This window comes from Pseudomonas sp. WS 5010 (assembly GCF_012985565.1).
Taxonomy (GTDB): domain Bacteria; phylum Pseudomonadota; class Gammaproteobacteria; order Pseudomonadales; family Pseudomonadaceae; genus Aquipseudomonas.
The window spans coordinates 1-15171 of record NZ_JAAQWQ010000008.1; the positions used below are offsets into that span (position 1 = coordinate 1).

General features: G+C 63.6%; 14 protein-coding genes. 5 read left to right on the top strand and 9 right to left on the bottom strand.

Annotated features, from left to right (window positions below):
- Window positions 1–260: 260 nt before the first annotated feature.
- From HBO11_RS24385 to HBO11_RS24395, 3 genes are read left to right on the top strand one after another with little or no spacing between them, the layout of a single operon-like run.
- Complete coding sequence (locus HBO11_RS24385; RefSeq protein ID WP_169957354.1) at window positions 261–548, top strand: DUF3649 domain-containing protein; 288 nt, start codon at window positions 261–263, stop codon at window positions 546–548.
- The gene (locus tag HBO11_RS24390; RefSeq protein ID WP_169957353.1) at window positions 545–2083 is read left to right on the top strand and encodes a PepSY-associated TM helix domain-containing protein; all 1539 of its coding nucleotides are present in this window, start codon (window positions 545–547) and stop codon (window positions 2081–2083) included. The genes HBO11_RS24385 and HBO11_RS24390 overlap by 4 nt, the downstream gene beginning before the upstream one ends.
- Window position 2084: 1 nt before the next feature.
- Window positions 2085–2354 (top strand): DUF3325 domain-containing protein, encoded by a 270-nt coding sequence (locus HBO11_RS24395; RefSeq protein ID WP_169957351.1) that lies wholly within the window; start codon window positions 2085–2087, stop codon window positions 2352–2354.
- 639 nt (window positions 2355–2993) lie between these two features.
- Here HBO11_RS24395 and HBO11_RS24400 read toward each other — a convergent pair.
- From HBO11_RS24400 to HBO11_RS24435, 8 genes are all read right to left on the bottom strand, one after another.
- Complete coding sequence (locus tag HBO11_RS24400; protein WP_169954705.1) at window positions 2994–4061, bottom strand: NAD(P)-dependent alcohol dehydrogenase; 1068 nt, start codon at window positions 4059–4061, stop codon at window positions 2994–2996.
- A 225-nt stretch (window positions 4062–4286) separates the two neighbouring features.
- Window positions 4287–4793 (bottom strand): GNAT family N-acetyltransferase, encoded by a 507-nt coding sequence (locus tag HBO11_RS24405; protein ID WP_169954706.1) that lies wholly within the window; start codon window positions 4791–4793, stop codon window positions 4287–4289.
- A gap of 59 nt (window positions 4794–4852) precedes the next feature.
- Entirely contained in the window at window positions 4853–5863 is a 1011-nt protein-coding gene (locus HBO11_RS24410) for a cysteine synthase family protein (RefSeq protein WP_169954707.1), read from the bottom strand.
- Between the two features lie 37 nt (window positions 5864–5900).
- Complete coding sequence (hisC, locus tag HBO11_RS24415) at window positions 5901–7022, bottom strand: histidinol-phosphate transaminase (RefSeq protein WP_262381112.1); 1122 nt, start codon at window positions 7020–7022, stop codon at window positions 5901–5903.
- A gap of 14 nt (window positions 7023–7036) precedes the next feature.
- The gene (locus HBO11_RS24420) at window positions 7037–8428 is read right to left on the bottom strand and encodes an MATE family efflux transporter (RefSeq protein WP_169954709.1); all 1392 of its coding nucleotides are present in this window, start codon (window positions 8426–8428) and stop codon (window positions 7037–7039) included.
- Window positions 8416–9420 carry a hypothetical protein gene (locus tag HBO11_RS24425; RefSeq protein WP_222931753.1) on the bottom strand — a complete coding sequence of 335 codons (1005 nt, stop codon included), beginning with the start codon at window positions 9418–9420 and terminating at the stop codon, window positions 8416–8418. Before HBO11_RS24425 ends, HBO11_RS24420 begins: the two co-directional genes overlap by 13 nt.
- A gap of 23 nt (window positions 9421–9443) precedes the next feature.
- The gene (locus HBO11_RS24430; protein WP_169954710.1) at window positions 9444–10790 is read right to left on the bottom strand and encodes an alanine racemase; all 1347 of its coding nucleotides are present in this window, start codon (window positions 10788–10790) and stop codon (window positions 9444–9446) included.
- A gap of 4 nt (window positions 10791–10794) precedes the next feature.
- Window positions 10795–12957, bottom strand: a complete 2163-nt coding sequence (locus HBO11_RS24435; protein ID WP_169954711.1) for a TonB-dependent siderophore receptor — start codon at window positions 12955–12957, stop codon at window positions 10795–10797.
- 174 nt (window positions 12958–13131) lie between these two features.
- Here HBO11_RS24435 and HBO11_RS24440 point away from each other — a divergent pair, with 174 nt between their 5' ends.
- Window positions 13132–13500 (top strand): cupin domain-containing protein, encoded by a 369-nt coding sequence (locus tag HBO11_RS24440; protein WP_169954798.1) that lies wholly within the window; start codon window positions 13132–13134, stop codon window positions 13498–13500.
- Here HBO11_RS24440 and HBO11_RS24445 read toward each other — a convergent pair.
- Window positions 13497–14060 carry an XRE family transcriptional regulator gene (locus HBO11_RS24445; RefSeq protein ID WP_169954712.1) on the bottom strand — a complete coding sequence of 188 codons (564 nt, stop codon included), beginning with the start codon at window positions 14058–14060 and terminating at the stop codon, window positions 13497–13499. The two genes, HBO11_RS24440 and HBO11_RS24445, sit on opposite strands and share 4 nt — an antisense overlap.
- A 92-nt stretch (window positions 14061–14152) precedes the next feature.
- Here HBO11_RS24445 and HBO11_RS24450 point away from each other — a divergent pair, with 92 nt between their 5' ends.
- A complete protein-coding gene (locus HBO11_RS24450; protein WP_169954713.1) occupies window positions 14153–15052 on the top strand; it encodes a DMT family transporter in 900 nt (299 codons plus the stop codon).
- Window positions 15053–15171 lie beyond the last annotated feature (119 nt).

Below are 15171 nucleotides of genomic sequence, written 5' to 3' on the forward strand. Positions count from 1 at the left end.
GCGACATCAGCTATTACCTGATGCATCGGTACAACTGGATTAGACCGCATCAGTTCAATAATGGGCTGGCCCCGGCTCAGGCCGAGAAAAAACTTAACGTCGTGTCCGGGATTAGTTGACCACTACATGGTCGCCCTCTGTAGGAGCCGGCTTGCCGGCGATGGCGGCTGATAAGTCAGCACAAGGCTCAAAGGCCTCATCGCCGGCAAGCCGGCTCCTACAGGGGATATTCGTTGCTGACCTGATTCTGATGAGTCCCCATGAAAAGCAAATCCCCTGCCTGGCCGACACTCTCGCGGATGGTCGCCGCGCTGATCGGCGGCTACCTGTTTACCTATGCGTTTACCGCCGCCCTGGCGCGCCTGTTGCCCATGGACAAGGTAGATGCCCTGGTGGTCGCCAGCCTGCCCTCGTTCCTGATCTACACCCTGGCGATCCTCTGGGCCTTCGCCTGCCGCAACGCCTGGCGCGCGTGGGCCGGAATGGCCCTGGCGCTGCCCTTGGCCGCCATCGGCTTCTGGCCCCAATGGCGTGAGGTCCTGGGATGAAACACAAGACCCTGACCCAGGCCATGGCCTGGCTGCATACCTGGAGCGGGCTGGTGTTCGGCTGGCTGCTGTTTGCAATCTTCCTCACCGGCACCCTGGCGGTGTTCGACAAGGAAATCGACGGCTGGATGCGCCCGGAAATCCCCACCGCCACCCTGTCGCAAAGCGCTGCTGCGCAACAGGCCCTCGGCTATCTGGCGCGCCAGCATCCCGAGGCGCGCACCTGGAACATCGGCCTGCCCGGCGAACGCTCCGACACCCTGACCGTATCGGCCGGCGAACAACGGCGTGGCGGCGGCACCGCGCTCGACCCGCACACCGGCGAGCCGCTGGCCGTGCGCGAAACCGCTGGGGGCGGGTTCTTCTTCCGCTTCCACTTCACGCTAAACCTGCCGCGCGACCTGGGGATCTGGACGGTCGGCCTGGCTGCAATCGCGATGCTGGTGGCATTGCTCAGCGGAATCGTGATCCACAAGAAATTCTTCAAGGAATTCTTCACCTTCCGCCCGGCCAAGGGCCAGCGTTCATGGCTGGATGCGCACAACGCCACTGCAGTGCTGGTGTTGCCCTTTCACTTGATGATTACCTACACCGGGCTGGTGATTTTCTACCTGATCTACATGCCGGCGGCGGTGGACGCGCTGTTTGACGGCGACCGCGACAACCTCTTCCGCGCCTTGCGTGGCGCGCCCGCCGAGCACCAGGTACGCGGCGAACGCCCCAAGCACAGCGAGGCCGCCGAACTGACAGCGCTTGGCCCGGTGCTGGCCGAGGCCGAGCGCGCCATGGGGCCGGTGTCCAGCTTGTCGATCCACAATCCCGGACGCAGCGACGCACGGATCGAGGCGCGCCCGGTGCTGGGCAACCGCATCGAGTTGACCAAGGGCCAGAGCATGCTGTTTGACGGGGTCAGCGGTGAAGTCCTGCGCCAGCCGGCGGTCAGTCGGCCCAGCCTGCTGACCCAAAAGGTCATGGCCGGCCTGCACTTTGCGCAGTTTGGCGGCTATTCCATGCGCTGGTTGTACTTTGTCTGCGGCCTGGCCAGTTGCGCGATGCTGGCGACCGGCGTGGTGCTGTTTACCGTCAAGCGCCGCCGGCGCCACGATGGCGAAGGCGCGGTCGGCGCCCTGCTCTACCACATCGCCGAGCGGCTGAATGTGGCGGTGGTGGCCGGGCTGATAGTGGCGTGCGTGGCCTTGCTGTGGGCCAACCGCTTACTGCCGGTGGAACTGGCCCAACGCGGTGGCTGGGAGGTGCGGGTATTTTTCCTGGTGTGGCTGCTGAGTCTGGGCCACGCGATTGTCCGCCCCTGGCGCAGTGCCTGGCGCGAGCAACTGGGCTTGGCCGCCGCCCTGTGTATCACTCTGCCGGCCCTGAATCTGCTGGGGCAAAACCTGGGTGATTACGTCTACCTGGAATTGACCACCGTGGGCCTCGGCCTGCTGCTGGCCTGGCCGTGCTGGAAGCTGTACCAGGCGCCCAAGGAACGCAGCGCACGGCGCGTGGCCAAGCACGCCGTGGCGCAGGTCAATTGAGATGGTGTTGATAGTCGCGTTATTACTGGCCTGCGCGGGGATGGTGGGGTTGTGCCTTGGGTTGGAGCGCCATTACCAGCAACTCATGCGGCGCCTGCCCTCGCCGATGCTGCGACGTGGCCTGCGAGTGCTGGGCTGGGGGATGCTGGCGGCGAGTCTTGCCGTCAGCGTACTGGGTTGGGGCTGGGCCATGGGGCCGGTGGCGTGGTTTGGCTTGATGTCGCTGGCGGGGCTTGGCGTGGTGTTTCTGTTGCCGTATAGCACCCGTTGATTACCCAAAAAAACTTGTGGGGGCTGGGTTTGGGTACATATCCGTTGCTGCGGTCATGGCCACTTAGGGTTCCGCCCTTACGGCGGGTCACTTTCGGAAAAGAGCCCGGAGTGCCGGCCCAGCCAAAAGTCCACCAAAAGGGCTCCTGCCCCACCACTCGGTGCCTCGCCTAGGCTCGGCATGCCCCTGTAGGAGCTGGCTTGCCTGCGATAGCGGTGTATCAGTCGATGAATCTGTTGGCAGACCTGCCGTCATCGCAGGCAAGCCCGCTCCTACAGGGGGACGCGTACGCTTCGATGATCAGGTCGGCTGTCAGGCCGCCTCGCTTAGCTTGTGAAGGCGCCCCGTTAAACCACGCTGGCCGTCATCCGATATTGATTTGGGGGGGTAACCCGGCAGGACGCCGGGTTAGCCGCGCTGGGCCAGGGATGGCCCATCGCGGCGGCCCCCCAAATCAATGTCGGATGACGGGCACACCGAGCCTAGGCGAGGTGCCGAGTGGTGGGGCAAGAGCCCTTTTGGTTACTTTTGGCTGGGCCGGCACTCCGGGCTCTTTTCCAAAAGTGACCCGCCGTAAGGGCGGAACCAATAGCCGCCATGACCGCAGCAACGGATATGTACCCAAACCCCGCCCCCCCATCAGACCGCCTGGATCTCGCGCTTGAGGCTATCCATGTCGATCACAAAGCGATACTTCACATCACCCTTGAGCATGCGCTCATAGGATTCGTTGATGGCCTGGATATCAATCATCTCAATCTGCGAAACGATCCCGTGCCGGGCGCAGAAGTCCAGCATGTCCTGGGTCTCCTGGATGCCGCCAATCAATGACCCCGCCAGGCTGCGGCGCTTGAAGATCAGGTTGAACACCGAGGGCGATGGGTGTGGGCTGTCCGGCGCGCCCACCAGGGTCATGGTGCCGTCGCGCTTGAGCAGGTTGAGGAACACATCCAGGTCGTGGGGCGCGGCCACGGTGTTGAGGATGAAGTCCAGGCTATTGGCGACCTTGGCCATTTCGTCGGGGTTCTTCGACACCACCACTTCGTCGGCCCCCAGGCGCAGGCCGTCTTCGCGTTTGTTGGGCGAGGTGGTGAACAACACCACATGGGCGCCCATGGCATGGGCGATCTTCACCGCCATATGGCCCAGGCCGCCAAGGCCGACCACGCCGACTTTCTGCCCAGGGCCGACCTTCCAGTGGTGCAGCGGCGAATAGGTGGTGATGCCGGCACACAACAGCGGTGCCACGGCCGCCAATTGCGCCTCGTCGTGGGAGATGCGCAGGACGAACTGCTCCTTGACCACGATGTTGTCCGAATAGCCGCCAAAGGTGTTTTCGCCGCCAAACACCGGACCGTTGTAGGTGCCGGTAAAACCGTTCTCGCAGTACTGCTCCTCGCCTTCGGCGCAGGATTCACAGTGCTGGCAGCTGTCGACCATGCAGCCGACGCCGGCCAGGTCGCCGACCTTGAAGCGGCTGACATTCGCCCCCACCGCCGTCACCCGGCCGACGATTTCATGGCCCGGCACCGACGGATAGAGCGTGTTGTGCCACTCATTGCGCACGGTGTGCAGGTCGGAGTGGCAGACCCCGCAATAGAGGATATCGATCTGTACATCGTCGGCCCCGGGGGCGCGGCGCTCGAAGGTATAGGGCTTGAGGGCATCCTTGGCGTCACGGGCGGCGTAGCTGTAAGTCTTGGCCATTGCGGTCACCTCTTTGCGTCGACATTGAAGGTCAGTTGACCAGCATAGCCGCCCAAGCGTTCAACCGAAGTAAATCAGCGGTAGTTCAAACAAACACAGACCCTCTGTGGGAGCGGGCTTGTCGGATCGCCGCGAAGACGTCGGCCCAGCAAACATTGATGTTGACTGACCCACCGCTTTCGCGAGCAAGCCCGCTCCCACACAAGCCCACACACAAGGCCACGGTCAGTGAACCATCGCCCGGGTCACCAAAAAGCTCAGCAGTTGCGGCTCGTCATCCAGCTCAATGGCCTGCACCGGGCGCGGCAGGTTATCCAGTACGCTGCGCCAGAACGCCTGGGACACCTCGTCCTGGTCATAAAAGCGCACCAGCCAGTCGGCCTCGCCGCTGGTCAATACCTGGGTGGCCAGTGCTCGGCCTATGCCCTTGCGCCGATAGCGTTTCAAGATAAACAGGTCAGCCAGTTCCAGGGCGTTGATCCCCGGCAGTTCGCTGCGCTCGATCAACAGGAAACCGGCGATGTAGCCATCCACCAGCAGCAGATTGGCGCTCCATTGCGGGTCTTGCCAGTAGCGCGACAGGTGTTCTTCATGGATGTAGAAGCGGCCGTCCTGTTCGACGTCCTCTTGCTCCCAATCCGAGGATTCATAGGCATAGAACTGGTAGAGATTGCAGATCAGTTCGGCCTGTTCAGGGCCGGTCTGGATCAGTTCGACAGTGGTGTCACTCATGGCGGGGCTCACGCGGGCGGGGCGCCACAGTAGCGAAGGGTGGCGCCCCAGGCAAGCCGCTAGGCCTGCTGCTTGAGCAAGGGCTGCGCGCCCAACCACTGTCCCAGTTCGCGATGCACCTGCGGCGCCAGCAGTTGCCGGTCGGCCATCCATTGGTCGTTGAACACGGTGTCGAGGTACTTTTCGCCGCCATCGCACACCAGTGCCACGATCACGCTGTGGGCCGGCGCGTGCCGCGCCTCGCGCAGGGCCTGGTAGACCACTCCACCTGCCGAGCCGCCAAGCAGCAGGCCGTAATGCCGTGCCAGGTAGCGTGCGGTTTCAAAGGCCTGGGCATCACTGACGGTGAGGCCTTTATCAATCAGTTCGTAGTCGACCACGGCACCGATTTCCGCGCCCTCCGGGGTGCCGGTGCCGGACTGGTGATACGGCGCCCCGGGGCCGCCGAAGATCACTGAGCCGCAGGGCTCGACACCGATCACTTGCAGGCCGTGGGCATGGCGTTTCAACGCACGCGCGGTGCCGCACAGCGAGCCGCCGGTGCCCACGGCGCCCACCAGGTAGTGGATTTCAGCGCCGAGCACCGCACGCAGTTCCGCGGCCAGTTGCGTGTAGCCGTTGGCATTGGCCGGGTTGTGATGCTGGCGGGTCCAGTAGGCGCCCTGCTCCGTGGCGATACGCTCGGCGGTGGCATCGCGGTCGGCGGTGGCCAGCCCGCCACCGGGGTCGCCGACCCGCACCAGTTGCGCACCAAAGGCTTGCATCGCCCGCAGTTTGTCGGGGCTGGCGTGTTCGTCGACCACGGCGGTGAAGCGATAGCCGCGCTCGGCGGCCAGCAGCGCCAGGCCCAACCCGGTGTTGCCTGAGGTCGACTCGACAATCCGCCCACCCGGCTTGAGCTGCCCGCTGGCCTGCGCCTCGTCGAGCATTTGCCGGGCCATGCGGATCTTGGCGGTACCGGTGGGGTTGAATTGTTCCAGCTTGAGCAGCACGCAACTGCCGTTTTCGGTGACGCACAATTTGAGCAGCGGCGTATCGCCGATCAGTTCGGACAGGCAAGTCTTGATCATGACAACCTCTGGGCAGTATGAAAAACCGGCTCGGCGCTTACCCGGCCAGGGCCGCGACGGCGCGTTGCAGGCTGGCGAGAAACGCCTGGTTTTGTTGGGCCAGGCCCAGGGACACGCGGATAAAACCGGTGTACCCCGGCTCGCGCCAGGCCTTGACGATGATCCCGTCCTTGAGCAGTTCGTCGACCACTTCCAGGGCGTTGCACGCGGTGTCGATAAACAGGAAATTGGCCTGGGACGGTGCCACGCGAAACCCCGCCGCCTGCAACCCTTCGGTCAGCCGCTGGCGCTCGATGGCGACAAATTCTCGACTGCGCGCCACGTGTTCCTGATCGAGCCAGGCAGCCTTGGCGGCCTCCTGGGCCAGTTGATTGACGTTGTATGGCGTGCGCACCCGGTGCAGCGCATCGATCAGGCTTGGGTGCGAGGCAATGCCATAGCCGATCCGCAGCCCCGCCAGCCCATACGCCTTGGAGAATGTGCGCAGGACGATCCACGGCCGCGACTGCGCACCGAGGATCGCCAGGGCATCGGCGCCCTGCTCGACGAATTCGAAGTACGCCTCGTCGATCACCAACAAGGTGTCGGGATGGGCGGCGGAGATCAGTGCCGTCAGCTCAGCGCTGGACAGCGCGGTGCCCACCGGGTTGCAGGGGGTGCTCAGCATCAACAGCTTCGCCGGTTCCTTGAGGGCCGTGGCCCAGGCGTGCAGGTTGAAGCTGAAATCCGGGTTGAGCGGCACCTTGTCCAGCGTCGCGCCCATCATCAACGGCAGGCTTTCATGCAAGCTGAAGCAGGGTTGCTGGGTGACCACCCGGTCCTGGGGATCGAGCAGCGCCAGGCACAACAGCTCGAGGATATTTTCCGAGCCATTGCCGAGGATGATCCTGGCCGGATCCACATCCAACTGGCCGCCGATCAGGTGGCGCAGCGCCCGGCCAGTGGGGTCGGGGTAGCGCTCCAGCCCTGCCCCGCCCTGGCGTGCGAGCATGGCCGCGGCAGCCGGCGACATGCCCAGCGGGTTTTCGCAGTTGGACAGCTTCGTCACCATTGGCGTACCCATCTGGCGTGGGTCGGCGCCCGGGTCATACAGGGGCAAGCGCCGCACACTGGGCCGCACCAGCGCCTCGATGCGCTGTGCGGGGTTGTCTTGATGCATGGAACACCTCCTGGTCATGACAGTGCGATAGCGCCCGCGCGATCCAGCGCGTTGAGTTGGCGTTCAAACGAAACAATCAGCAGCAACGCCGTGGCCGCCAGGCCTATCGCCAAACCGGCCCACACGCCAAAGATCCCGTAGGGGCTGACAATGCCCAGTAACCAGGCAGCGGGCAGCCCCACCAACCAGTAGCCGAACAGGGAAATGCGCAGTGGCCCCGCCGTATCGCCGATGCCGCGCAGGATGCCGTTGCCGATGTTCTGGCTGGCGTCGAACACCTGCAGGACGATGGCGATCAACAAACCGGTGGTCGCCAGACGCACCGCATCCAGGTTGTTGGCGTGTTCGGTACTGATGAACAGGCCGATCACCTGTTCGGGCAGCAGTGCGTAGGGAATGGCAAACAGCAGCATGACTAGCAGCCCCAGCCCCAGGCCCAGGCGCCCCAGCTGCCGCGCGCGTTGATACTGCCCGGTGCCGCAGGCGTCGCTGATGTGGATCGAGGCGGCATGGGAGATACCCGCCGAAAACATGAACACGATGTAGATGATCTGGTTGAGCACGGTCTGCGCCGCCAGCGCTTCCATGCCCAGGGTGCCGATCAGCAGGGTCAGCACACTGAAAAACCCGGCCTCGCTGGCATAGGTCCCGGCAATCGGCAGCCCGAGCTTCCACACCGCCTTGATCGCCGCCGGCGAAAAACTCAAGTGCGAAAGCTTGAAGTAACCGGCCAGGCGCCGATGGGTCAGTACCACCGCGAAGAACATCAGGAACGACAGCAGGAACACCACGGCGCTGGTGATCGCCACCCCCGCCAGCCCGTAGGCCGGGACGCCGAACTTGCCGAACACCAGCACGTAGTTCAGCGCCGCCGTGAGGAAGATCGACACCAGGGTGATCGCCAGCAACGGCCCGGGGAATTTCAGGCCCACGGTAAAGTGGCGCAGCGCCTGGAACCACAGGCAAGGCAGCAGGCCGGGAGCAATGATCAGCAGGAAATCCATGGCATTGGCCACCACGCTGGCATCCTGGCCCAGCCAGGTCAGCGGCTGGCGCAACCCCAGCAACACCCCCATAAACACCAGGCCACTGACGGTCGCCCAGAACAGCCCCGCCACCAACAGCGCCCGCACCTGGGCTTCATCGCCCTGGGCATTGGCCTGGGCCACCAGGTTGCTGACGCCGGTGACCAGGCCAGTGCCGGTGGTGCGCAACTGGTTGAACAGCGCGATGGCCAGGCCACCGGCGGCCAGCTCCTTGGCACCCAGCATGCCGAGCACCACGATGTCGATGGTGGTCAGGGCCACGTAGGCCAGGTTGGTCAGGATCAGCGGCAACGCCAGCAACAGCAGGGCCCGGCTGTCGGCGCGCCAGGCGCCGGGTTGTGCGGCAGTCAGGCCGACCATAGTTGGACCCTCTGCCCACGGTTCTGCGCCAGGGCGCGGTCGGCCATCAGGCGGCCGAGGGCGACGTCGGTCACCACCATGCCGCTGTTGTAAGCGAACACCACATCGCTTGGATCGCGACGTGCGGGCGCCAGGCCCAGGAGAATGTCCGGCAGTTCGGCGTCTACCTCGGGCAGGCTGCCGTCGGCGGCGGCCAGGTCGGCGCTGGTGACTTGCATCTGCGCGGTGTCGGTGGCGATTAGGTAATCGGCGCCGTGCAGCACGTCGGCGTCGATGCCATAGCCGACCAGCACCGCCACGGCGCCCGGCTTGAGCCACGCCCGCTGCACTTGCTGGCGTGCCGAAAGCCCGGCCACGCCAAGGATGATATCGGCCTCGCCCGCCGCCGCCGGCAGGTCATCGACCACGATCACGTCGCGCAGCGGGTAGTGTTTGCGCAGGTTGTCCTGCACCGCGCGCAGGCCCTCGGCGTAGTGCCCGTAGACATACAAACGCTCCAGGTCCGGCATGGCCGCGAGCAACATGGGCAACGCCACCTGGCCCTGCACGCCGGTACCGACCACCAGGGCACTGCGGGCATCCGGGCAGGCGGCCCGGGCCATCAGCGCCGAGGTGGCCGAGGTGCGCAGCGGGCCGAGCTTGACCACGTCCATCAAGGCAATCGGGCGGCCGGTGCGGTCATCACACAGGAAGATAAACGAGTGGAACTGATAGGCGTCGCGAGCGCGCTGCGGGTCATGCTCGTAGACCACCTTGAAGCCCACGGTGTGGCTGGCGCCATCGCGGCCGACCATCGAGTAGCTGATGGAGTGGCGGTCCGCAGGTTCGACAATGGTCTTGAGCGGGTTCTGCGAGTCGCCGCTGCGCAAGGCCTTGTACGCCTGCTCGACCACCTGCAGCACTTCACGGTAACTCACCCCCAGGTCTTCGAGCGCAGCCTGGGGCAGCACCCATAGGTCGGCGGGGGCTGCGGGTTTATTCAAACTGTTCACTCGGGGCTCCTTGTTGAATGCGCTCAAGCCAGGCTGTCCAGCTTCCAGCGCAGGTAGGGGTTGCGCAGCTCCAGCACCACTTTGTGTGGCAATGGCGCTTCGTGAAACGGCGACTCGTTGGAGTCCATCTGATAGCCGGCGGTATTGAGGTAGATAAGCAAGTCACCCGCCTGGATCGGGTAGTCGAAGGCGACTTTGCGCCAGGTCAGCATGTCCGACTCCAGGCAGGTGGACCCGCCAATACACGCGACAAAAGGCGACCGCGACCGTGGCGAGGCCGGCACCAGCAGCGGGTCGGGCAAGAATTCGCTGTTGAACCACTGCTCGGAGAGGTTGAAGCTGCTGCCCTGCACGGTGACCTGGGCATAGCCGTCGCAGGCCGTGCGGTCCTTGACGCCCTGCACGCGGAACACGCTGATACCGGCCTGGTCGAGCAAGGCGCGGCCGGGTTCGATGATCAGCCGCACGCCCTGTTCGATGACCTTTTGCGCCAGGCTCAGGCCGGGGCCCACGGGCGTGGCGAGGACATCGTCAAGGGCCTCGGCGCCGGCGCGTGGCGCACCATAGGGATAGAAGCCGGCGAAGCCCTTGTCGCTGTGGTAGCGCTCGGCGCAGTCCTCGGCCATAAACGCCTGCCACTGCGCCGGGTCGACATAGCGCACGGCAAAGCCACCGCCCAGGTTGACCGTGCGGCAGTTGTCCAGCTCACTGGCCTGGCACAGGTCGACCAAGTGGCTGGCGACGTGCGCACGCTGCGCGGTGTCATAGCCACCAAGGTGAAAGGAAAAGCCTTGCAGATCCAGGTTCGCCACATGCTTGCGGCAAAACACCAGGGCCTGGTCACACTCCCGTGGATTGAGGCCGAAGCGGCTGTGGGGCTGGCTGGCAGGGCAATAGCGCAACAACAGGCGCGCCCGTTGGCGCAGGGATAACGCCAATTGCTGGATACGCAGCAACTCCTCCAGCGAATCCACCGCCAGCAGGCACTGGTGACTCAAACTCAACCCAAGCAATTGATCGCTTTTACGCGGCCCGGACACGCCGATCTCACGGCCGGCCACCCCGCCCGCCAGGGCCTTTTGCAGCTCGCCGACGCTGGCCACATCCAAGCCAATCGCACATTGCGCGCAGGCCTGGGTGAAGCAGTTGGCCTTGTTGGCCTTTTTGGCAAACAACAGGCTGCCGCGCACCTGGGCCTGGGTAAAGCTGTGCTGGAAGGCTTCGACATTGGCGTGAAATACCTGCGGGCACAGCAAGTGCAGCGGCGAGCCAAGGCCATCGACCAACTCGGTCAAGGTACCCGCGTGCCGCTCAAGCAGGCGCTCGACCCACAGGTGGCGCAGGCCGGGCAATGAGCTGGAATACGTCATGGTTCTAGAACTCGAACTTGGCCGACAGGAACACTTCGCGCTCGCGCCCCACATCCAGCCCGCCCTGGTAATAGGCGCTGGCGTAGTAGTACTTGTTGGTCAGGTTCTTGCCGTGCAGGCGGTAGGTCACCGGGGTATCCGCCAGTTTCGAGCGGTAGCTGATACCGGCGTCGAGCAAGGTGTAGCTGGGGATGTAGCCGCTGTTCTGCGCATCCACCGGGCGGCTGCCGACGTAGCTGACGGTGCTGTCCAACGACAGGCCGGGCACAGCGGCCACGGTGTACAAGGCACCGACCGCGCCTTTCCACTTGGGCACGCTTTCGGTGCGTTTGCCGTCCACGGTGACGTCATCCACATCTTCCATGCGCGTGGCCAGGTAGGCGGCGTTGGCGCTTAGAGTCAGGGCATTAGTGACGCGGTTGGACAGGGTCAGCTCGGCGCCACGGTGGTGGAATTCACCGTTGCTCACATAAGTGTTGCTGGTGTTCAGGTAACTGGCCTTGCGCCGGATATCGAACACCGCCAGGCCCAGGTTCAGGCGATCATTGAGGTCCAGCTTCAGGCCCACCTCGTATTGCTGGGACTCGATGGCGTCGGTGGGCTGGTTGGCGTTGGTCGCGTTATAGGGGGCGTAGTCGCCCTTTTCAAAGCCTTTGGAGTAGCTGACGTAAGTCATCACGCTGTCCCAGGGCCGGTAGATCAGCGCAGCGCTGGGCACGAATACGTCATGGCTTTGCGAAGGTGCGATGGCCGAGAGTTGATCCGCGCGGTACCAGATATAACGCCCGCCGAGCATCACCTGGAATTGCTCGGTGAGGGAAATCAGGTCGCTGGCAAAGACCGAGGTTTCCTTGATGGAAGACACAAAATCGGTGGGCCGTTCCGGGCCGAAATGCCACTTGGGCGGATTGACCGGGTGGCGGATATTGCCCACCGATACATCGCCGATGCCGATGCCGGGAGTGCCGCTGTCCACCGAATCCCAGAACGGGCTGACGTCCTTGAACTGCTTGTAGCCGGTGCCGAAGAACACGTCATGATAGATGTTGCCGGTGGCGAACTTGCCGGCCAGGTACGACTGCAGCGACCAGGTGCTGAACACTTCGCCACGGGACACGTAAAAGTCGGCCGAGCCGATATCGCCGTTGGGCTTGATCCCGAACAGGTCGTTATAGCCGCCGTGGCGCTCGACCCGCGAGTAGTTGCCCTGGGTCACGGAGGTCCAGTTGTCGTCCAGTTCGTACTCGAACTTGGCATCGAGGTTGGCGCCTTCGGTCTGGTGACGGAACCAGGAGCCGGTCAACAGATCGCGGCGATTGACCTTGGGCGGCAGCACATAGCTGGACGGGTCCAGCGGGTTGGCGCGACCACTCTGGTCGGCACGCAGCAACGGGTCGGAGACCGTGGACTTGCGCGACCAGTCGGCATTCAGTTGCAACAGTGCGCGATCGCTCAGACGCAAGTCGGTGGCCAGGCCGATAAACTTGCGCTCCATGTCGCGGGCATGATCGAAGTCGCCGTTTTTCTCGTAGCCGGCATTCAGGCGATAGCCAAAGGCGCCATCGTTGAACGAATCGCTGGTATCAATCGCCACGTAGCGGCCGAGCAACGAGGAGCCTTGCACGCTGACATTGAGCAGCGGCTCCAGGGTCGGGCGCTTGAGGATGTAGTTGATGGTGCCGCCCGGCGAGTTGAAGCCGTAGAGGAAACCCGACGGGCCCTTGAGCACGTCGATGCGCTCAACGTTTTCCAGGGGCACGTCGTGGTGCGGGGCCAGGGTCAGGCCATCGCGGCGGATGGTGTTGAAGTTGTCCATGGCAAAGCCGCGCAGGCGGAAGTTGTCAAAGCCGCTGCCGCCCGACGAACTGAGCACCGAAGGGTCGAGGCTCAGCACATCCACGGCGGTGCGCGCGGAGCTGTCGGCGATGGTCTTGCTGGAGTAGCTCTGGATGGCCAGGGGGATCTCCATGGCGTCCTTGGCGCCGAAGCCACCGGCGTTGACTTCCAGGGCCTTGTTCAGCGGCGCACTGACCCGCGTGGCTTCAAGCTCGGTGACCGACTCTTCACGTTCCAGCGCCGCGACGGCGGGCAAGCCGGTGAGCGAGGACATCAGGCCTACTGCCAACAACGTCGAAAACCCTGGAGCTACCCCGTGCAACTGGTTCATCTGCAATCCCTTGAGCCGAAAATAAACGTATCGACCTCAAGCCCGGCAACACTTGAGAATCGATCTCAAAAGATACAATATAACGTTTCTTTTAGCCTGGCAATCGCACGATCATTCAATACCCGTTCTCACGTGGCACTTAATGTCAGGCTTCGATCACCAGAGATGACTGCCATGCCCTCCTACACCGCCATCAACTTTGCGCAAAAATACAGCCTGTTCAGCGAGCAATGGACACCCAAGGTCATCGCGCAGATGAACGACTACCAATTCAAGGTGGTGAAGATCGAGGGGGATTTTATCTGGCACAGCCACGCGGACACCGACGAGACCTTTATCGTCCTCGAAGGCGCGCTGCGCATTGATTTTCGCGATGGCGCGGTACAGATCGGCACCGGCGAGATGTTTGTGGTGCCCAGGGGCGTCGAGCACAAACCGTATGCCGACGGCGAGGTGAAGTTGCTGCTGGTCGAACCCTGCGGCGTGTTGAACACCGGCAATCAGGGCGGCGAGCGGACCCAGCAGAATGATGTGTGGATCTAGATCACCACGTTGCGGATAAAGCGCACCGCCACTGGGCCCTCATTGCGATAGGCATGGGGCTGGTGGCTGGGAAACATAAAGAACTCGCCGGCGGCGATGGTGGTTTCGACGTCATCCACTACCAGGGTCAGGCTGCCCTCGAACACGAACAACTGCTCGCTCCAGCCTTCCAGGTCTGGGTCCGGGCAATAGCGATCGCCCGGTTCCAGGCGCCATTCCCATAGCTCCACCTCACGCCGGGCGGTGGCCTTGGCCAGCAATACGGCCTTGCTGCCATCGATCTCACCGGCCCAGGCCAGTTCGTTGATGCGGCTGTGGTCACGGGCGTCGGGGGCCTGGATCAGGTCGCTGAAGGCCACGTCCAGGGCTTCGGCCACGCGGTCGAGGGTGGACAGGCTGACGTTCTTTTCACCCGCCTCGATGGCCACCAGCATGCGGCGGCTGACCCCGGACTTTTCTGCCAGGGCTGTCTGGCTCAGTTCGGCCGCGTGGCGCAGGCGTCGAACGTTCTGGCTGACGTGCTGCAGGACCGAGGCCCGTTGCGGATTTTCTTTGTGCACTATATTGCTCACTCGGTGGGGTTGCGCAGTATACTGCCCAGCTGCGGCGCATTGTGCGTTCCGCGCCCTTCCTGTGCAAGACCAGAGCCGCCATGACCACCTCGACCGCCTCCCCATTGTTTTCCCGCTTCAGCAAAGCCGAATGCGTGCTGGTGCTGATCACCATGATCTGGGGCGGCACGTTTATCCTGGTGCAACATGCCATGACCGTCAGCGGGCCGATGTTCTTCGTCGGCTTGCGCTTTGCCGCGGCGGCACTGGTGGTCGGCTTGTTTTCCCTGCGCAACCTGCGTGGCCTGACACGTTTTGAGCTCAAGGCCGGCGTGTTTATCGGCACCGCGATCATGTTTGGCTACGGCCTGCAAACCATTGGCCTGCAGACCATCCTCAGCAGCCAGTCGGCGTTTATCACCGCGCTCTACGTGCCCTTTGTACCGCTGCTGCAATGGCTGGTGCTGGGACGGCGCCCGGGGTTGATGCCGAGCATTGGCATCATGCTGGCCTTCGCCGGCCTGATGCTTTTGACCGGACCGGCCGGCGCATCGTTGAATTTCAGCCCCGGCGAAATCGCCACTTTGATCGGTGCTATCGCAATTGCCGCCGAAATCATCCTGATCAGCGCCTATGCCGGCCAGGTGGATGTGCGCCGGGTGACCGTGGTGCAACTGGCCACCGCCTCGTTGCTGTCGTTCCTGCTGGTAGTGCCCACGGGCGAGGCATTGCCGGACTTTTCCTGGGTACTGCTGTTCAGCGCCGTGGGCCTGGGCCTGACCAGCGCGGTGATTCAACTGGCGATGAACTGGGCGCAGAAAAGCGTCTCGCCCACCCGCGCCACCCTGATCTATGCCGGTGAACCGGTGTGGGCCGGGATAATCGGGCGGATTGCCGGCGAGCGTTTCCCGCCGATTGCCATGCTCGGCGCGGTGTTGATTGTGGCGGCGGTGATTGTCAGCGAGATAAAGACGCGGGAGCAAAAGCCCGTTTCCCTATAGGAGCCGGCTCCTACAGCGCGACAGATAGGGGTTTTCGGTCCATCTTGTAGGATCCTGCCACAGGTTGCCGTTTGGTAATCCGGTTTCCGGCACGTATGATGCATCCCAAACCACCGCAG